Source organism: Pseudodesulfovibrio indicus (assembly GCF_001563225.1).
Lineage (GTDB): Bacteria > Desulfobacterota > Desulfovibrionia > Desulfovibrionales > Desulfovibrionaceae > Pseudodesulfovibrio > Pseudodesulfovibrio indicus.
On sequence record NZ_CP014206.1, the window covers coordinates 3,488,266 to 3,507,189 of the forward strand.

Below are 18,924 nucleotides of genomic sequence, written 5' to 3' on the forward strand. Positions count from 1 at the left end.
ACGGCCATGACCGGGGCGAAAATCATAAAGGAACTCGCCGGAATGATGTTGAATTCGTAAAGGACCTTTCCCTTCCGGGAGCGATTTCTAACGCCCTTGCCTCTTTCCTTCCATCTGCTATGGTCAATTCGCACGGCCCTTCCGGTTCGTGAAGGAGAGCAAGGCCATGGCTGAATCCGGGTTCAATTCCCCCACCGACACCCCTCTGCTGCGAGGACTGCGCTGGCTGATCTATGGCCGTCGGGCCGACGTCCGGGTCAGGCACAGCTATCCCTTGCTCGGCATCCTGGTGCTCGCCGTAATCAGCGCCGTTGCCCTGCCCCTGCTGAACACCCTGGTCATCTATCCCGCCTACACCGAGATCATGGTCGGGACATTCGAGAACACGGCCAGCAGGCTGGCGGCCCACACCATCCCGCCGTCCATCCGCAACACCGCCCTGACCCCGGCCGTACTGGACACTCCGCGGTTCCTGGCCGACGTCTACCGACTGGAGTCGAGCTTCGGGCTGATCAAGGTGGCGGTCCTCTCGCCCGAGGGATGCGTCCTCTACTCCACCAATCCAGACGAGATCGGAGCCCAGACCGTGGATTCGGCCTTTGAACGGGTGGCCCTGGGCAATCCGCAAGCCCACCTCGGCACCCTGCGCTCCCTGCCCACCAGGAGGACGACCCCGGTCATCGACGTGGTGGACGCCTACGTCCCCCTGATGCAGAAAGGCGTCTTCCTGGGCGCCTTCCGAATCGTCTTCGACGTCACCGGCCCCAAGAACGAACTGGAACGGTTCAACACCTACGCCACGGCCGCGACCTTCATCATTTCTTTCTGCCTGCTGTGCATCGTCCTGATCCTGCTGCGCATGGAGGCGTCCCGCGAATACGCCCGCCAGCAGGCGGACGCCCTGCGCCTGGACGTGGAGCACATCACCCGCCACGACATCAAGACTCCGCTCCTGGGCGCGCTCAACGGCATCAATTACCTGGAGAACTTCACGGCGGTGGACGCCGAGCAGCGGGACATGCTGGAGGAGATGCGCCAGTCCTTGAACACCGGCCTGGACCTGATCAACCGCAGCCTGGACCTCTACAAGATGGAGACGGGCAACTACGAATACGCGCCCGTGGTCATGGATATCCTGCCCACCTGCCGCCGGGTTGCGGACGACCTGTCCGGCATGGCCAAGGCACGCGGAGTGGACGTGATCGTCTCCCTGGACGGCGCGCCGCTCAAGACGGGCGACGCCCTGGAGGCGTGCATGGAGGGCAGCCTGTGCTACGCGGTGCTGGCCAACCTGGTCAAGAATGCCATCGAGGCCTCGGACACGGGCGACTCCGTGGAGGTGCGCATCGGTTCGGGCGAGGAGGTCGCCCTGGCCGTCCACAACCGGGCCGCGGTGCCCGAATCCGTCAGGGATGTCTTTTTCCAGAAGTACGCCACGGCCGGGAAGCGCACCGGCACCGGCCTGGGCACCTATTCCGCCAAACTCATGGTCCAGGTCATGGGCGGCCGAATCGCCATGGAGACGTCCGAGGAGGACGGAACCACGGTGACCGTGACGCTGCCCTCGGGGACCGACCAAAACGGGAGAGAATCATGCCGTTCGTGAACATCCGCATCACCAGGGAAGGCGCGACCAAGGAGCAGAAGGAGCGCCTGATCCAAGGCGTCACCGACCTCCTGGCCGACGTCCTGGGCAAGAACCCCAAGACCACCTTCGTGATCATCGACGAGGTGGACACGGACAACTGGGGCATCGCCGGCGAAAGCGTGACCGAACTGCGGAAGAAGTGAGCTACAGGCTGAGGCTCATGCGGACGTCGGCGACCATGGCCCGTTCGTCGTTGGCCAGCACCGGGTTGAACTCCGCCTCGGAGACCTCCGGGAAGTCCAGGGCCAGCCGGGACATGACCATGAGGATGTCCTCCAGGGCGCGGAAATTCACGGGCATCTCGCCCTTCAGCCCCTTGAGCAGCATATAGGACTTGATCTCGCGCACGATCTCGAAGGCGTCCTGCCGCGACAGCGGGGCCAGCCGGAAGGCGATGTCCTTCATGATCTCCACGTAGATGCCGCCCAGGCCGAACATGAGCATGGGGCCGAACTGCTCGTCGCGCTTGAACCCGATGATCACTTCCTTGACGCCCGCAGGGGCCATCTCCTGGACAAGGCAGCCCGCCAGGTAGGCGTCGTGGCGCATGCGCTGCGCCCGGGCCGTGATTTCCTTGAACCCGTCCATGACCTCGCCCGCGTTGAGCAGGTTGACCTTGACCCCGCCCACGTCCGACTTGTGCGAGATGTCCGGCGAGGCGATCTTGAGGACCACCGGATAGCCGATCTCCTCGGCTGCGGCCACGGCCTCGTCCGAGGAACGCGCCAGCACGGTCCTCGGCGTGGGCAGCCCATAGGCCTTGAGCACCTGCTGGGCCTCGAACTCCACGATCTCCGGCTGCTTGCGGCGCAGGTGGGCGTCGATGACCTCGCGGGCCGCGTCCAGGTCGCGCTCGACCTCCGCGTACTGCGGCTCGGGGCGGTTCTTCCAGAGGTAGTACTGGTACATGGTCTCGATGGAGTGGACCGCCGGTTCCGGAAAGGCGTAGCACGGGATGCCCGCGTCCATGAGCATCTTCCTGGCGCCGGCCACCCGGGTCTTGCCCATGAAGCAGGCGAAGACCGGCTTGCCGCAGCGTTGCGCCGTGCGGATGACCGCCTCGGCGGTCTTCTCGATTTCCACCGAGGCCGTGGGCGTGAGCAGCACCAGGATGGCGTGGACCATGGGGTCCTCGCCGATGACGTCCAGGGTCTGGCGGTAGCGCTTGGCGTCCGCGTCGCCCACGATGTCCACCGGGTTGTAGAAGGCGGCGTAGCTGGGGAGAAATTCCTGGAGCTTCTGGACCGTCTTCGGGGACAGCTCGGCCATGGTCAGCCGGGAGCGGTCCGCGGCGTCGGCGGTCAGGATGCCCGGCCCGCCGGAATTGGTCACCACGGCCAGGTTCGGCCCCTTGGGCAGGGGCTGGCTGGAGAACGCCTGGGCCAGGTTGAAGAGCGTGGCCACGTCGCCCACCCGGATGACCCCGGACTGGTGGAAGGCGGCGGTGTAGCTCTGGTCCGACCCGGCGATGGCCCCGGTGTGGGAGGACGCCGCCTTGGCGCCCGCCGCTGTGGTGCCCGCCTTGATCATGATCACCGGCTTGTTCAGGCTGGTGCGCCGCGCCTGGCGCAGAAAGGAATCGCCGTGCTCCACGTTCTCGATGTAACCGAGGATGACCTTGGTGTCCTCGTCGCGGTTCAGGTATTCGAGCATGTCCGCCTCGTCCAGAACCGCCTTGTTGCCCAGGGAGACGAACTTCGAAAAGCCGATGTTCGCGCCCCGCGCCCAGTCGAGGATGGCCACGCAGAGCGCGCCGGACTGGGAGAAGAAGGCGATGGAGCCGGGATCGGGCCGGCCCGCCGCGAACGAGGCGTTGACCCCGGCCGCGCCGTTCATCATGCCCAGGCAGTTGGGCCCGAGCAGGGCCATGCCGGACGACTCGCACAGCGCCTTGATCCGCTGCTCCAGGTCGTATCCCTCCTTGCCCACCTCCTTGAACCCGGCGGTTATGACGATGGCCGACCTGGTCCCGATGGCCGCCAGCTCCTCGATGGCTCCGACCACGAACTTGGGCGGCACCGAGATGACGGCCAGGTCCAGGCCGCGCGGCAGGTCCGCGACGGACGAGGTCACGGGCAGCCCCTCGATCTCTCCGCCCTTGGGGTTCACGGGCAGCAGCCGCCCGGTGAACCCGGCTTCGAGCATGTTGGTCACGATGGTGTGTCCGACCTTGCCGGGCGTGGCCGAAGCGCCGATGACGGCGACGGTGTCGGGATAGAAGAAGGCGTGCAGATTGTCCTTGGCGGTCAAGGGCGGGACTCCTGGTCAGGGTGGCTGTTTGCGTCGGACGAATGTAACCCGAAAGCGGCCCCATGGAAAGGCCGGATCAGCGCATCAGCCAGACCAGGGCCTCGGCCTCGTCCCGGAACAGCCTGTAGCTCAGGGAACGGTTCATGTACATGGTTTCCTGCAGCCGGAACGCGTCCAGGTAATCGGGATTGTAGAGAGTGGCCATGCGCCCGCCGAAGGTCTGGATTCCCTCCCTCTCCAGCAGGTTTGCCGCGATGGCGCTCTCATGGGCGTCCACGAGCAGCCGCAACCGCCGCTCCTCCATGAGAAAGCGGAAGATGCCCTCCCGCTCGCACACCCGGCGCAGGCTCTCGACCTTCTCCAGGACGTGGTCGGCGGTCCGGATCTCCCCGGTGGTCACGCCGTGGATGTACCCGTCCCTGACCTCGGTGCTCAACCTGAACCCCATGCTTCCTCCTGCGGCCCGGTTTCCGGCTCGGGCTGCCGATCCCCGTCTACCCCTTCTTTTTCTTGTGCTTCCCCTCGTCCGAGGTGACGGACTGGGCCGCTGCGGCGGCCACGTGGGCCTCCTCATCCGGGGTCAGCTGGTCGCGGTCCGGGATGTGTACCGAGACCCTCGGCTTGGCGAACTCGATGCCCGCCTCGGCGAAGTACTTGCGCATCTTGGCCAGGACCAGCTTGCGCAGGGTGAACTGCCCGCCCGGCTTGGTCATGAACTTGACCCGCATGCGCATGCCGTATTCCTCCATGGCCTTGACGCCCTGGCTCTTGATGTCGGACAGCATGAACTCGTTGAGCTCCGGAATCTCCCGGATCTCCTTGTTGATCTTCTTGATGATCTTCTTGATCTCGCCGATGTCGGTGTCAAAGGGCACCAGGTACTGGAGCTTCATCACCGCCCAGTCGCGGGTCATGTTCTGGACCTCTTTGATGGACCCGAACGGGATGGTGTACAGCGGCCCGAGGTGGTGCCGCAGCTTGAAGGAGCGGACCGAGATCTCCTCCACCGTACCCATGGCGTTGCCCACGATGATGTAGTCGCCCACCCGGAAGGCGTCGTCCATGAGGAAGAAGATGCCGGAGATGATGTCCTTGACCAGGGTCTGCGCGCCGAAGCCGATGGCGATGCCGAAGACCGACGCGCCCGCGATGAGCGGCCCGATGTCCACGCCGAGCGAGGACAGGATGACCAGCACGGTGATCACGGTGATGCCCGCGAAGATGAACTTCTTGACCAGCTGCAGCAGGGTCGAGAACCGGTCGCCGCCCGGTCCGCCGCCGCCCTCGCCGTCGCTGCGGTCGTCGTCGGCCCCGGTCTTGGCCTTGAGCTTGCGTTCGATGTAGTTGGAGATGAACACCCAGAAGATGTACGCCAGCACCAGGGTCAGCAGGATATCGATGCCCGCGTCCACCGAGGCCCGGCCGAAGGCCAGGTTGATGCCCCAGATGCGCAGCAGCAGAAAACACGCCGAAGCGAACACCAGGACCCGGAATCCGGCGGACAGGAACTGCTGGAACCGGCCGATGTTCGGCACGCCCTCGACCACGGTCTCCTCGTCGTCCATGGGCGTATCGGCCATGGACGAGGCGAAGGCCACCAGCCGCTGGCACGCCCAGTCCACCAGCAGGTAGGCCGGCACCAGGAACAGGGTGTAGACCCCGGTCAGCATGGCGTGTCGGCCGAAGACCAGCAGGGCCAGGACCCAGAAGAACCAGAAGACCATGGCGTAGAGGATGACCCCCGCGTGCCAGGACCCGGCCAGTTGGTGGCGCAGGGAGTCCGGCGGAACGTTCCTGCGGATGGCGTCGGCAACCTGGTTCCGGTTCCACAGGGCCAGCAGGCTGACCATGACGGCCACCACGAGCCCGGTCACGGCCAGGACCAGCAGGAAGGCCAGCTCGCTGCGCTCGGTCAGGGCCACCAGGCTGGTGGCCACGAATCCCGCCGCCACCACCCAGGCCGCGTGCAGTGTCCACTTGTTGATATACCGGGCGGGCCCGTCGCCCAGGGGCAGAAGCCGGAGCGCCGGAGCCTGGGGAGCGAGGATGATGCGCGCCGCCAGCCGGACCAGGTCCACCAGGACCAGGGCGGCCAGCACTATGAAGATCACCGGGCGGCCCTTGATCGGTTCGTTGAAGATCAGGAGGTAGGGGATCAGCGTGATGAGCAGCCCTCCGGCCAGGATGAGCAGGTCGTAGCCGCAACGGGCCAGGAGCCTGCCGAGCTTGGCCGAGACGTGCACGTCTCCCTCCGCATCCTCGATGCGGCGGAGCACTCCGCGGCACAGCCGGACCAGGAGCCGCCGGGAGCCGAACCACAGGACGATGACCGCCAAGAGCCCCAGGGCCAGATGTCCGGGGGGATGCACGCCCTCGCCGCTGAGGGCCTTGCGGAAGGTCTCCGGCAGCAGCCGGGGGGCCTGGGCCGCGCCCGAAAACAGGTAGACGAACCGCTCGTGGACCTTCTGGACGAAGGTTTTGGCCTTGACGATGACCCCGGCCACCCCGGTGGGACCGGTCTCCTTCGCGGGCGGGACGGCGTTGCGCTTGAGTTCCTCGATGAGCAGGCGGCGGACCTGCTCGTCGCTCAGGGAAGCCATGATCTCGTTGAGCTGGCTCGGGCTGGCGTCGGGCGGGATGACTACCTGCTTGGCGCTCTTGCCGGACCCGGCGGTCACGGCGAGCATGGCCGCCGAAGAAGCCCCGGCCACCCCGGTTGCGGCGAACTGGCAGGAAAGACACAGGACAAGGACCAGGATGATGCGCTTGAGCATGACGCCCCCGTTAGGGATTCTAAGGAGTTACTGACCCCTGCCTTTTAGCAAGGCCGGTAAATAGTTGTAAACTAGAAATGATATTCCAGCGCATCGCCGCTCTCCCGGTACAGAAACAGATCCGAGCCGCATTCCGCGGACAGGGATTCGGGCCAGGAGCCAACCCCGAAGGAGTGCATGGGCACGAACAGCGGGGGCGCGATGATCCGGCAGGCGTCGACGCCCCCGGCCAGGTTGGCCAGCCGCCGGTCCACGTTGCAGAACGCCACCTGCGGCCCGAAGTCCCGGACCCGCTCCATGGCCTCGGTGAAGAACCGCCGGGTGAACTCCGCCTCGCGCGGGGAAGCTCCCTCCCATATCCAGCAGGCCAGGTCCCCGCCGAAATAGAACCGGAACTCCCCGTCCTGCACCAGAAAGGCCACGCCGAGGTCGTTGGACATGAGCGTCTCGATGCGCATGGACCGGAACTCGTACCGCTCGTCAGGTTCCACGACGAGCGTCTCGTAGCCGCCCGGCACCGCCTCCGGGCGCAGTTCCGGGATGTCGTCGGAAAGGACAAGGCACGCCTCGGCCGCGGTTCCGATAACCGAGGCGAGGTTCCCGTTCAGATGGTCCTCGTGGCCGTGGGAAACGAACACGGCCAGGTCGTCTCCGGCCACGGCGCGGCGGACAAGGGCCGCCGCGCCCGGGGGCAGGAACTTGTCCTCCGGGTAGTCGAACAGCCACGTCCGGGACGAGGTCTTGAGGAGAAAACAATTGTGATGAACATAGGTCACGGTGCACTGCATGGACGACTCCGGCTGGTTTCCCGCTTCCTATCATTAATGGCGGAAAGTGTCCCGCGCTCTTGCCATCCGGCTTACACAGGGCTAAAGAACCATGTTAATAGGGGAGCTTCCATGACGGCAAAGGCAACCATCGAAACGCAGGGCGATTTTCTCCGGGTGACGGTCACTGGCGTGATCCGGACCCTCGAAGAAATCGCCGACTACTCCAGGCAGTACCGCCTGGAAGCCAACCGGCTCGGCCTGCGCCGGGTATTCATCGATTACCGCGAGGCCTATTTCATGATGGATTACCACGACCTGCTGGAGCTGGCCGAATACGCCACGGAGCAGGGATTCCACCTCCACGGCCTGCGCATCGCTGCGCTCTGCTCTCCGGAGGGCGTGGACCTGCACCGCAAGTACGAGACCATCGCCCACAACCGCTCCATCGCCTACCGCGCCTTCACCGACAGCGCCGAGGCCGAGGAGTGGCTGGCCCGCTCCTGAACCCGTCCTGGCGGCCCGCGCCGGATTCCTGTATCCTCGCCCCCCACAGAGGAGGCGACATGCTCACCATCGGCGTCGATACCGGCGGCACCTTCACCGATTTCACCTGGACCCACGGCCCGGACTCCGGGACCTGGAAGACGCTGTCCACGCCGCGCAACCCGGCCGATGCCGTGCTCGCGGGCGTGCGCCGAATAGTGGCCGAACGGTTCCCCGGCACGGCTCCGGCGGACGCCGAGCTGGCCGTGATCCACGGCTCCACCGTGGCCACCAACGCCATCCTGGAACGCACGGGGGTGACCACCGCCCTGGTGACCAACGAGGGATTCACGGACGTCATCGAGATCGGCCGCCAGAACCGGTCCCGGCTCTACGACCTCACCTACCGCCGCACGCCGCACATCGTGCCCCGCGAGCTGCGCTTCGGCGTCCCGGGACGGGTGGGATCGGACGGCGCGGTCAGCGCCCCCCTGGACGAGAATTCGGTGGCGCGCACGTTGGAGCGCGTCCGGGAATCGGGCGCGCAGTCCGTGGCCGTCTGCCTGCTCTTCTCCTTTCTCGCCCCGGAGCACGAGCTGCTCCTGGGAGACCGGCTGCGCGCCTTGGGGCTGCCCGTCTCCCTGTCCCACGAAATCCTGGCCGAGTTCCGCGAGTTCGAGCGGACCTCCACCACGGTGGTCAACGCCTACGTCTCGCCGATCATGACCCGCTACCTGACCGACCTGCGCCGCGGGCTGGGCAACGCGGGGCTGAGCGTCATGCAGTCCAACGGCGGCTCCATCTCGGCGGCCACGGCCATGCGCGAGTCCGTGCGGACCATCCTGTCCGGTCCGGCGGGCGGGGCCGTGGGTGCGCTGGCGACCGGACGCAACGCCGGATACGACAAGCTGATCACCTTCGACATGGGCGGCACCAGCACGGACGTCAGCCTCATGGACGGGACCCTGCCCCTGACCACGACCTCTTCCATCTCCGGTTACCCGGTGAAGGTGCCGATGATCGACATCCACACCGTGGGCGCGGGCGGCGGGTCCATCGCCTCCCCGGACCCCGGCGGGTCCCTGACCGTCGGCCCCCGCAGCGCGGGCGCGGCTCCCGGCCCCATCTGCTACGGGCTGGGCGGGGACATGGTCACCGTGACCGACGCCAACCTGTACCTCGGCCGCCTGGTGCCCGACCGGTTCCTGGGCGGGGCCATGGGATTGGACGAGGGTGCGGCGCGATCCGGCGTGGAGCGGCTGGCCAAACGGCTCGCCATGGGCCCGGAGGAGCTGGCCGAAGGCATCCTGGCCGTGGCCGACGCCAACATGGAGCGGGCCATCCGGGTCATCTCCGTGGAAAAGGGGTTCGATCCCCGCGAATTCACCCTCTACTCCTTCGGCGGTGCGGGCGGCCTGCACTGCGCGTCCCTGGCCCGGCTGCTCGGCATGCCCAGGGTCTTTGTCCCGGTCAACCCCGGCATTCTTTCGGCCTGCGGCATGCTCATGGCCGACGTGGTCAAGGACTACTCGCGCACGATCATGCGGCCCGCCGAGGAATTCACCGACGAGGAGGCCGAGGCCTGCTTCACCGAGCTGGAGCGGGACGGGCTGGCCGAGCTGGCCGCGGAAGGCGTCCCGGCCGAACGGGTGCGCCACGAGCGATACCTGGACATGCGCTACAAGGGCCAGTCCTTCGAACTGCTGGTACCCGAAGGCAGCGACCGGATAGAGACGTTCCAGACCCTGCACGAGCAACGGTACGGCTACCGCAACGAGTCCAAGGGGGTGGAGGTGGTCAACGTCCGGCTGCGCTCCCGGGGCGGCCAGGAGCGGCGCCTTCCCGCACCCGCCCCGGACGGCGGCGCGCGGGTGCCGGAAGCGGCCCGGCTGGGGCGCAGGCGCGCCGTGTTCGACGGGCATGGGGTGGACGCCCTGGTCCTGGACCGCGAAGGGTTGCTGCCCGGCAACGAGTTCCGGGGACCGGCCATCGTCACCGAATACACCTCGACCATCGTGGTCCCGCCGGGAACCACGGCGCGCGTGGACCCATGGTCCAACCTGATCCTGGAAAGCTGAGGACCTAGCCCGCGCCGGGCAGGGAAATGTGGAAGACCGCGCCGCGCCCCTTGGCCGATTCCGCCCAGACGCGGCCGCCGAGCTTTTCCACGACCATCCGGCAAAGGGCCAGCCCCAACCCCGCGCCCTTGATCTCGTCCACCAGCGTGTCGCCGGTCTCCACCTGGTGGAACGGCTTGAAAATCGCCTCCAGCTCTTCGTCAGGAATCCCCTTGCCGGTGTCGGCCACGGCCAGGTCGATGCCCGCCCCGTTCGGGCTGGTCACGCGCACGACGATGCTCCCCTCGCGGGTATAATTGCAGGCGTTCTCCAGCAGGTAGCCGACCACCCGTTCCAGGTGCGCGGGCGAGACGTTGATCTCGGGCAGTGTTCCGGAGTCGTCCATCTCCAGGGTCAGCTCGACGTTGGTGCGGCACTCTTCCCTGGCGCTCTCCACCGCCTTCCGGATGGCCTCGCCCACGGGGTGCGCGTCCGGGGTGCGCAGGTCGCCCTGCGCCTCCATGTCCGCCAACTCCATGAACTGGTCCACCAGGTGGTGCAGCCGCTTGCCCTCGGTCTCCATGACGTCGAGGTTGTCCACCGCCCGCTCCAGGCTGCCGCCGTTGCGCCCTTCCAGCGCCCTTTCCAGCTCCCTGCGTATCAGGACGGAGTAGCCCAGGACCGAGGTCAGCGGCGTCCGCATGGCGTGGGACACGGTGGTCAGGAAGAACGACTTGAGATCGTCGAGCCGGGTCAGCTCCGCATTGGCCCGCTTCAGTTCCTCGGCCTTGCGGGCCAGGTCCGATGTGCGCTGGGCCACCAGCGACTCCAGGTCTTCCTCGGCCCGCTTCAGGGCGGAGATGTCCACCAGGGAGATGAGATCGGCGGTCCGCCCGTTGACCCGGGTGGACTTGGAGTGCAGGTGGAGCCACTTGACGCGGCCCGTGGCGGTCACCACCCGCCAGGAATAGGAGGGCACCACGTCCGGATCGCCCGCCTGCTTCCGGCGGCCCTGGTCCACGACGAAATCCCGGTCGTCCGGATGCAGGAACCGTTCGAACCCGTTGGGCGGCAGGGCCATGAGCTCCTCCACCGAGGTCTCGACGATGTCCGCCGTGGCCTGGTTGACGAAAATGATCCTGTTCTCCTGCAGCACGAGCAGCCCGAGCATGGTCTGTTCCGAGAAGGTCCGGAACTGCTCCTCGCTCTCGGTCAGCCGGTCCAGGACCAGCGCGGTGCTCAACCCGTCTGACAGCCTGCGCCCCGCCTCGGTGAACAGCCTGATTTCTTCCCCGGTCCAGACCCGGGCCTCGCGGCAGTGGTGCAGTCCGAGTATCCACGGCTTGCCCACCCGGGGCCTGAGGGCGAACATCAACTGGGACTGGATGCCGTAGCGCTCGCGGACGTAATCGGGAATCTCCCTGCCGGTGGACGGGTCGTAGGCCAGCGGCACCGGGCTGTCCAGCACGCCGCCGAACACCTCGCGGGCGCAATGGTCCATGGACACCTCTGAGCCCTCCCCATCGGCATTCGCGAACATCCGGTCGCTGAGTTCGAGGCGAACGGTGAATGTCTCCTCCTCCACGTCGCAGGGGTGGAGCAGCCACGCACGGTCCGCGCCGAAGGCGTGACGGATGGCCTCCATGATGTTGCGCAGCATCTCCTGGGTGTTCCCGCCCATGTGCATGGCCCGGTCGATGCGCTCCAGGGTCTCCAGAAAGTGGATATGGTTGTAGTATTCCTCTTCGGCCAGCTTGCGGTCCGAGACGTCGAAGATAACGCCGTCGATGCGCGCGTGGCGGCCCGCGTCGTCGCGCAGAACCCTGCCGCGCTCGGACAACCAGCGGATCTCGCCGTCCTTGCGGATGATCCGGTAGTCCGCGGTGTAGGTGCTGCGGCTGTTCAGGTCGTCTTCGTAGATCCGGCCGACCCACTCGCGGTCCTCGGGATGGATGATGGACTTGAACGCCGCGGAACCGCCGTCAATGAACATCTGCGGATCATGGCCGGTCATCTCCAGGACCGAACCGCCCACGTACTTCCGCTCCCATGTGCCGTTCTCGTTGTCGCAGTGGAACACGATGCCCGGGATGTTCGAGACCAGGGAGCTGAACCGCTCCAGGCTCCCGGACAGGGCGTCCTGCACGGCCCGCAGCTCGGCAACCATGTAGTTGGCGGCCTCGGCCAGTTGGCGGAACTCGGAGTAGTACAGGGATTTGATGTCGATCTCGTCCTTGCCGGAGGTGGCCTGGGTCCAGACCCGGATGAACGCCGCCACGTTGTTGTCCAGCTTGCGCGAGAGACGGTGGGAAAGATACAGGGCCAGCAGGCTGAGCGCCGCCATGCCCGCGAGGATCAGCAGCACGCGGTCCTCGATGTTCTGCTCCAGCTGCTTGCGCTTCAGGTTGATGACGTTCTCGATGTCGTTCACGAACGCGCCGGTGCCGACATACCAGTCCCAGTCCGGGATGGGCATGACGTAACTGACTTTCTCGGCATTGCGCTGGCCGTCCAGAGGGGGCATGACGTAGGAGACGAAACCGCCGCCGCTCTTGGCCGCGGCCACCAGTTCCTGGACGATCTTGACCCCGTTGACGTCGATGACGTTCCACATGTCCCGGCCCCGGACCGGGCCGAGCAAAGACTCGCCCGCGTAGGTCCCGCCGAACAGACTGCCGTTCTTGGCGTAGCGGATTTCGGACAGCCTATCCAGGACCTTCTCCTTGACCGATTCCTCGGCCATTTCCAGGCTGGCCCCGGCCACCACGCGCAACCCGAAGGAGTCAAACTCGTTGACCGTCAGCAGCAGGGTGCACCCGGCGGCCCCCTCCGGCACCTTCAGCGACAGCTTGCTGCGCCCGGTCCGGGTGGAAGCAAGAGCGCTCTCGATCTGCGCCAGGGCATCGCCCTTGTCGATCCAGCGAGGGAAGGGGGAAATGAGGTAGATGGACGCGCCGTGCAGGGCGTAGAGTCGCGCCTCGCTGCCGTCCTGGGCGGCCATGAGGCGCACGGTGGCCAACCGGATGACCGCCTCGTCCGGTTCCTGAACCAGGTCGTGCTTGAGCACCTCGACCAGGGCGCGGACATCCCGCACCCGCGATTCGAGCTCGCGCAGGAGCGCCTGGGAGGCGCTGTAGCGCAGTTCGGCCACAAGCCCCACGGCGTCCTCAACCTCGGCCTTAACCAAGTTGCGCTGCTCCGCGTAGTGATCCTGCCGAAGCCGGTCCGCCTCGAAACGGAAATCGCGGTACATGGAATAGACCCAGAACCCGCCGATGACGAGAATGGAAATCCAGGAAACGGCCACCATGCCCAAAAGGCTCGCCCCGCTGATGGTCATTCCCTTTCGCACCCGCAACCTCTCCCATGAATCGGGCCGCCACAGTCAGCCCGTTAAGAACACTGCTAAATGTTATCTATACAGTATACCAAGCAACCCCACAAAAGCCACCCCCAAATTATCCCCTCCCCGCGCTGGTTCCCGCCCCAGCCCCCAGCCCACCCCCCAGTTCCCAACCAACCCGCAACCTACCTCCCCCCCCACTCCCCCCACTCTTTTGCCTTGACCCCGCCCCCCACCTGATATAAAAATCGACTCCCGTTTCGCCAGGATAGCTCAGTTGGTAGAGCAACTGATTCGTAATCAGTAGGTCGTCGGTTCAACTCCGATTCCTGGCTCCAGCGAAATCAAGGGTTTAGCAACTAGCTAGACCCTTTTTTTGTTATTTAATTGTTTTTTTTGCTCCATTTTTGCTCCAATGCCCCAAAAGGAGGGGGCACAGTGGCTAGCATCAGAAAGCGCGGAAAACTACAATGGGAATGCCGTATCAGAAGGAATGGTTTTCCTCTTCAAAGTAAAACCTTAGAGCGAAAAAGAGATGCTGAGCAATGGGCGCGAGACATTGAGAATGAAATGGATCGCGGCGTCTTCGTCTCCCGCAAAGAGGCCGAAGAGACAACCCTCTTCGAAGCCATGGATCGTTTCATTGAGTATGATATCCCGAGGTTGAGAACAGCGGCCATTGAAACGCGCAGGGCTAAGGGAATCCAACGCCGCGAGATCGCCAGCCTCTACATGGCCGCTATCCGCCCCAAGCACATTGCCGCTTTCATCGATGAACGCGAAGCCGAAGGAGTGAAGCCGAACGTGATCCGGCTTGACCTTGCTATCCTCTCACGGCTCTTCGAAGTCGTCGCCTCAGATTGGAGTACGGAAAGCCTCGCAAACCCCGTGAAAAGGGCGAGCAACAAGCCCAAACTGACCGGCGGACGGACCCGGCGACATTTACCCCGCTCCTGAGGGTGTCGAGGACGCCAAGAGCGAAGAGGAACGGCTCTTGGCCGCCTGTGGCGACAAGTTCCGAGCTCTTGTTCAGTTCGCTCTGGCAACGGCGATGCGCCGTGAGGAAATCGCAGGCTTGCGATGAGGAAACGTCGACCTGAAGACGAAGACGCTCTACCTCGAAAGCACCAAAAATAAGTCCGAGCGAACAGTCCCACTATCACCCGACGCCCTGGCCGTGCTGACGAGCATCCCTCGAAATATTACCGGCTCGGTGTTCGGCATGACTCCAAACGCCATCACCATTGCAATGAGAAGGACGCTCGCCGCCGCCCAGATTGAGGGCCTGACTTTCCGCGATCTGCGCCATGGCCGGGTTTCAATCCACGCCCCCGGGTGGGGGGCGACGCCGAAAACCTTGCGCTTCTGCTGGTCGGTCAGGGGTTTCAATCCACGCCCCCGGGTGGGGGGCGACCAAAAGCATGAGGCAATTATGAGCAACTGCACAGTTTCAATCCACGCCCCCGGGTGGGGGGCGACAGCGAAGAGTTCGTCGAGGCGGGCAAGACCGATGTTTCAATCCACGCCCCCGGGTGGGGGGCGACAAGCGGCCCGGAAGATGCGGGCCAAGCAGCGGAGGTTTCAATCCACGCCCCCGGGTGGGGGGCGACACCACCGGGTCGCCCAGGTTGGTAATGACGTAGCGGTTTCAATCCACGCCCCCGGGTGGGGGGCGACACATCCTGGCCAGACTCATGAAAGGTGAGCTCAAGTTTCAATCCACGCCCCCGGGTGGGGGGCGACCTCCGGCACGCCCGCCGCGCCCGGGGAAAAGACGAGTTTCAATCCACGCCCCCGGGTGGGGGGCGACGTGTAAATCCTCCAGCGCATCAAGCAGAATAAGTGTTTCAATCCACGCCCCCGGGTGGGGGGCGACGGGTAGTCAACCAGCAGCCCAAACCGCCCAACCGGTTTCAATCCACGCCCCCGGGTGGGGGGCGACGTCGAGTGGGCCGCGCTCTGTGACGCGCAGGGCTGGTTTCAATCCACGCCCCCGGGTGGGGGGCGACATTTGATGTCCGCATATAAAATCCAGTTTTGCATGGTTTCAATCCACGCCCCCGGGTGGGGGGCGACTGTTGTTGTCCGCCACAATCTCTGCAATGCGCCTGTTTCAATCCACGCCCCCGGGTGGGGGGCGACTGCTGTGACAGCCGCGCGGCGGATTGCCGTGCATTTTCAATCCACGCCCCCGGGTGGGGGGCGACTTGGCCGCAAGAATATCAAGGCGGCCATGGAAAGTGCGTTTTCAATCCACGCCCCCGGGTGGGGGGCGACTTCGATTACGGAGTTGCAACCTTCCTCGACGTGCAGTTTTCAATCCACGCCCCCGGGTGGGGGGCGACCACTCTCGTCAAGTTCAACCTTCGGCCTGATAATTTTTCAATCCACGCCCCCGGGTGGGGGGCGACAACTGGCAATGTGGTTTACCTGTGACTGAAAGTTTTTCAATCCACGCCCCCGGGTGGGGGGCGACGGCAGATGAGGAGACGACATGGATGGCCGAAGATTTTTCAATCCACGCCCCCGGGTGGGGGGCGACAGCCCCGCAATACCGGCCGCCGTCGCGCCATCTGTTTTCAATCCACGCCCCCGGGTGGGGGGCGACAGTGCGGCAGCAAAGCCTTGCGGCGCGGGCTTCCTCAGCCGTTTGTCCGCGAAACCATGTCCGCTTAAGGCCCCGAAGGCTCGCTTACTCATCAGCGGTAGCGCAACGGGCTGTTATCCTTGACACCCCAAGGGTTGCGAACCTCCCTGGATTTTTCCAACCGCTTGGGGTTCGCGCTACAATATCAACGTGTCTGTTTCCGGGTCATAGCTGCTTCCGCTACCGTGCTGCTCAACCCGGCGCTGCCAGTTCTTGCCGAGAAAATAAAAACGCAAGCTGTCACGCTCCTCGTCATACTCTTCCAGCAGCCGGTGACGTAAACGCGTCCACTGCGCCGGATCAACCACGCACTCGAATACCGAATACTGCACCCTCTGGCCGAAGTCCTGGCAGACCTTGGCAATGCGGCGCAGCCGCCGCTTGCCGCCTTCATCCTCGAAGCTCACGTCATAACTCACTAGCACCAGCATGGGTCACTTCCAAAAAAACGGCGGATATCCGTCCAGGTCGCCGCGCACGGCCCGCGCCATGAGCCGGGCCTGAATATGAAACGCAAGCCCCAACGGCAACCGCTCCTTAAGGTATGGATGCATCACTTCGTCCTGCTTGCGTTTTTGCCAGGCGGTCAGCACCACCTTTCGCGTATCGTCGTCCATGAAGACCGCCCCGCTCTCCTTGCGGACGAACCCGCGCCCGCGCACCTCGGCCCGATTGATCAGCGAGAGCACCAGCCGATCAGCCAGAAACGGGCGGAACTCCTCCATCAGGTCAAGCGCCAGCCCGGGGCGGCCCGGCCGGTCGCGATGCAAAAAACCCACCTGCGGATCAATCCCCACCGCCTCCAGCGCGGAGCGCACATCGTGCGCCAGCAGGGTATACACAAAAGACAACAGGCAGTTCACCGCATCCAGCGGAGGCCGACGATTGCGCCCGCCAAAGGCGAACGCCGGATCTTCTGCAAGTATCATGTGCCCGAACACCTCGAAATAGGCGGCCGCCGCCCTGCCCTCCATGCCTCGGGCCTCATCCATGTCCACAGGCATGCGCAAGCGCCCTGCGCAGTCGTCCAGCACCGACACCGCCCGACCTATAGCCGCGGCATGCACGCGGTCGCCGTGATCACGCAGGCAACGGCGCAGCACGGCGCGAGAGTTGGCCACCTTGGCCGCGATGACCGCACGGGCCAGCCGCGCGCTTTCCACCGGATCATCGGCCAGCCGATACTGCGCCCGCCGCAACAATACGTTGCCGCTTTGCGGGCCGCGCACCCCGGCCAGGAACCTGCCCCGTTCGGTAAGAAACGACACCGCAAGCCCGGCTTCGCCGCAATGGCCCAGCAAAAACGGACTGCACAACACATTGCCGAAGCAGACGATGCCGTCCAGCACATGGACCGGGAACCGATGCTTCTCCCCATCCTCGGTGCGAACCACCACGCATTCGCCATCCTTGGACAGATAGGTGCCCTGCGAGGTGACGTAGAGCGTGTTCAGAAGCTTTTTCACTATTCCAACCCCTTGAGAAGATAGCTTTCGACTCGGGCCGATGCCCCGGGCATGCAGGCTCCCGCCAGCGAGCAGCCCCGACAGCGTTTGCCGACCTCGGCGGGGGGCACTTCTCCGCCCTCGATCATGGCGTGCATGTCGCCGCAAGCCTTCTCCACCAAAACGCGTAGGACTTTTTCGAAAACGACCCGCTCCCTGCGCCGGGGCTTACCGTAGAAGATGGCCCCCTCCGGTATGGTTACCCCGAGCATCTCCTCCAGGCACATGGCCTGGGCGCAGAGTTGCACCCGGTCCCAGTCCTCCACTTTGGGGCTGCCCCGCTTGTATTCCACGGGATAGGGCCGCTCGCGTCCGTCCGGGCCGGGCCGCAGCTCCACTACATCGGCCACGCCGTAGAGGCCGAGGCGGTCGCTGCGCAGCGGCACCGACCGATCCTCGGCAATGCCTCCGCGCCGCCCGGTTGCCCCGGAATCGGCGCGGAGGTGCAAAAGCCGCCCCTCGGCGGTGAACCGGTTCTCTTCCCAGACCTTTTCCACGTGAATGAGCGCGCACTGCCTCGGGCAGTACAGATAGTGCTGCAGAGCGGAAAGAGGCAGGGTTTGGTCCACGGCTAGAACTTCACATCCAGTTCCACCGTGCCGGGAATGGCCGCCTTGTCCACGGCCACCTCGTAATCGGCAAAGGAGCGGGCCGGGCCGTCGCCCGCCTTGCGGGTCACGGTCACGGCCTCGAACAGCTTGTGGGCCGGGGCGTTGCCCAGGGCGTCCTGGTGCTTGAAGACGATCAGGCCGCGCGGGCTCATCTTGCCCCGGGCCGCAGAATGGTCGTGGTCGAACATGTTGGCCAGGGCCTGCCAAAGCAAATCAAGATCGGCCTCGGAGAAGCCGGTGCCCTTGTCGCCCTGCGCCAGGTTGGCGGAGATGAACCCCTCGGCGCGGTACAGGCCATAGGGCACGATGTGCTTGCGGCCCATGGTGCGGTTGTCGCCTTCCTGCGCCTCGGCCTCCTTGGCGGTCTCCACGGCCATGCGGGTGATGGACACCTCGGCCGGGACGATGGGCTCGATGCTCTTGGCAAAAGTCAGCTGCACCGGCCCGCGCACCTGGCCGCAATTGTTCTCCTTGGTGGACATGACAGCGCCGAAGGTGCGCACGTCGAAGAAATTACCGCACATCCACTGGCGCGCGGCCGCTATCTGCTCATCCTTCTTCTTGAGCTTCTTGACCTCCTCGGTCTTGTAGGCGGGCTCGCGGGTCTGGGAAAGCACGCCTTTCTCGGCCACATAGATGTTGTACCCCTCGGCCCCCTGTTTCACTATGTCCACATAGTTGCGGACCTTGCGCTTGAGGCAGACGTCGGTGACCAGGCCATGTCCGGTCTCCGGGTCGATGCGCGGGGTGTTGCCCGCGTCCGGGTCGCCGTTGGGGTTGCCGTTCTCCACGTCGAACAGATAGACGAACTCGTAGCGATTATTGATGGCGGCCAT

Annotated in this window: 14 protein-coding genes, 1 tRNA gene and 1 CRISPR repeat array; of the genes, 6 read left to right on the top strand and 9 right to left on the bottom strand. The window is 65.1% G+C overall.

Going from position 1 to position 18,924, the window contains the following annotated elements; all coding sequences use genetic code 11:
• Window positions 1-166 precede the first annotated feature (166 nt).
• Entirely contained in the window at window positions 167-1,606 is a 1,440-nt protein-coding gene (locus tag AWY79_RS15965) for a sensor histidine kinase (RefSeq protein WP_066806106.1), read from the top strand.
• The gene (locus AWY79_RS15970) at window positions 1,594-1,791 is read left to right on the top strand and encodes a 2-hydroxymuconate tautomerase family protein (RefSeq protein ID WP_066806108.1); all 198 of its coding nucleotides are present in this window, start codon (window positions 1,594-1,596) and stop codon (window positions 1,789-1,791) included. Before AWY79_RS15965 ends, AWY79_RS15970 begins: the two co-directional genes overlap by 13 nt.
• A 1-nt stretch (window position 1,792) precedes the next feature.
• Here the strand turns inward: AWY79_RS15970 and acs are convergent, their stop codons facing one another.
• The 4 genes from acs to AWY79_RS15990 all read right to left on the bottom strand — a co-directional run bounded on the left by acs (window position 1,793) and on the right by AWY79_RS15990 (window position 7,460).
• A complete protein-coding gene (acs, locus tag AWY79_RS15975) occupies window positions 1,793-3,898 on the bottom strand; it encodes an acetate--CoA ligase alpha subunit (protein ID WP_066806110.1) in 2,106 nt (701 codons plus the stop codon).
• Window positions 3,899-3,974: 76 nt separating this feature from the next.
• Window positions 3,975-4,346, bottom strand: coding sequence for a hypothetical protein (locus AWY79_RS15980; RefSeq protein ID WP_066806112.1), 372 nt, complete (start codon window positions 4,344-4,346; stop codon window positions 3,975-3,977).
• Between the two features lie 46 nt (window positions 4,347-4,392).
• The gene (locus AWY79_RS15985; protein ID WP_066806114.1) at window positions 4,393-6,672 is read right to left on the bottom strand and encodes a mechanosensitive ion channel domain-containing protein; all 2,280 of its coding nucleotides are present in this window, start codon (window positions 6,670-6,672) and stop codon (window positions 4,393-4,395) included.
• A 71-nt stretch (window positions 6,673-6,743) separates the two neighbouring features.
• Window positions 6,744-7,460 carry an MBL fold metallo-hydrolase gene (locus AWY79_RS15990; protein ID WP_066806116.1) on the bottom strand — a complete coding sequence of 239 codons (717 nt, stop codon included), beginning with the start codon at window positions 7,458-7,460 and terminating at the stop codon, window positions 6,744-6,746.
• A 111-nt stretch (window positions 7,461-7,571) separates the two neighbouring features.
• Here AWY79_RS15990 and AWY79_RS15995 point away from each other — a divergent pair, with 111 nt between their 5' ends.
• Together AWY79_RS15995 and AWY79_RS16000 are read left to right on the top strand one after the other, a co-directional pair.
• Entirely contained in the window at window positions 7,572-7,946 is a 375-nt protein-coding gene (locus AWY79_RS15995) for a hypothetical protein (protein ID WP_066806118.1), read from the top strand.
• A 59-nt stretch (window positions 7,947-8,005) separates the two neighbouring features.
• Window positions 8,006-10,003: a hydantoinase/oxoprolinase family protein gene (locus AWY79_RS16000; RefSeq protein WP_066806120.1), complete on the top strand. Its 1,998-nt coding sequence runs from the start codon at window positions 8,006-8,008 to the stop codon at window positions 10,001-10,003.
• A 4-nt stretch (window positions 10,004-10,007) separates the two neighbouring features.
• Here the strand turns inward: AWY79_RS16000 and AWY79_RS16005 are convergent, their stop codons facing one another.
• Window positions 10,008-13,334 carry a cache domain-containing protein gene (locus AWY79_RS16005; protein WP_133987151.1) on the bottom strand — a complete coding sequence of 1,109 codons (3,327 nt, stop codon included), beginning with the start codon at window positions 13,332-13,334 and terminating at the stop codon, window positions 10,008-10,010.
• A 253-nt stretch (window positions 13,335-13,587) separates the two neighbouring features.
• On the opposite strand from AWY79_RS16005, the gene AWY79_RS16010 reads away from it, so the two are divergent.
• Both AWY79_RS16010 and AWY79_RS16015 read left to right on the top strand, forming a co-directional pair.
• A tRNA-Thr gene (locus AWY79_RS16010) sits at window positions 13,588-13,663 on the top strand.
• A 100-nt stretch (window positions 13,664-13,763) separates the two neighbouring features.
• Complete coding sequence (locus AWY79_RS16015; protein ID WP_133987153.1) at window positions 13,764-14,282, top strand: Shufflon-specific DNA recombinase; 519 nt, start codon at window positions 13,764-13,766, stop codon at window positions 14,280-14,282.
• 358 nt (window positions 14,283-14,640) lie between these two features.
• Window positions 14,641-15,933: a CRISPR direct-repeat array (repeat unit 32 nt; unit sequence GTTTCAATCCACGCCCCCGGGTGGGGGGCGAC).
• A gap of 176 nt (window positions 15,934-16,109) precedes the next feature.
• Here the strand turns inward: AWY79_RS16015 and cas2 are convergent.
• The 4 genes from cas2 to cas7c are packed head-to-tail and all read right to left on the bottom strand — an operon-like array spanning window position 16,110 to window position 18,924.
• Window positions 16,110-16,403, bottom strand: a complete 294-nt coding sequence (gene cas2 / locus AWY79_RS16020) for a CRISPR-associated endonuclease Cas2 (RefSeq protein ID WP_066806126.1) — start codon at window positions 16,401-16,403, stop codon at window positions 16,110-16,112.
• 3 nt (window positions 16,404-16,406) lie between these two features.
• Entirely contained in the window at window positions 16,407-17,438 is a 1,032-nt protein-coding gene (gene cas1c / locus AWY79_RS16025; RefSeq protein ID WP_066806128.1) for a type I-C CRISPR-associated endonuclease Cas1c, read from the bottom strand.
• Window positions 17,438-18,046 carry a CRISPR-associated protein Cas4 gene (gene cas4 / locus AWY79_RS16030; RefSeq protein ID WP_066806130.1) on the bottom strand — a complete coding sequence of 203 codons (609 nt, stop codon included), beginning with the start codon at window positions 18,044-18,046 and terminating at the stop codon, window positions 17,438-17,440. The genes cas1c and cas4 overlap by 1 nt, the downstream gene beginning before the upstream one ends.
• A 2-nt stretch (window positions 18,047-18,048) precedes the next feature.
• A complete protein-coding gene (cas7c, locus tag AWY79_RS16035; RefSeq protein WP_066806132.1) occupies window positions 18,049-18,924 on the bottom strand; it encodes a type I-C CRISPR-associated protein Cas7/Csd2 in 876 nt (291 codons plus the stop codon).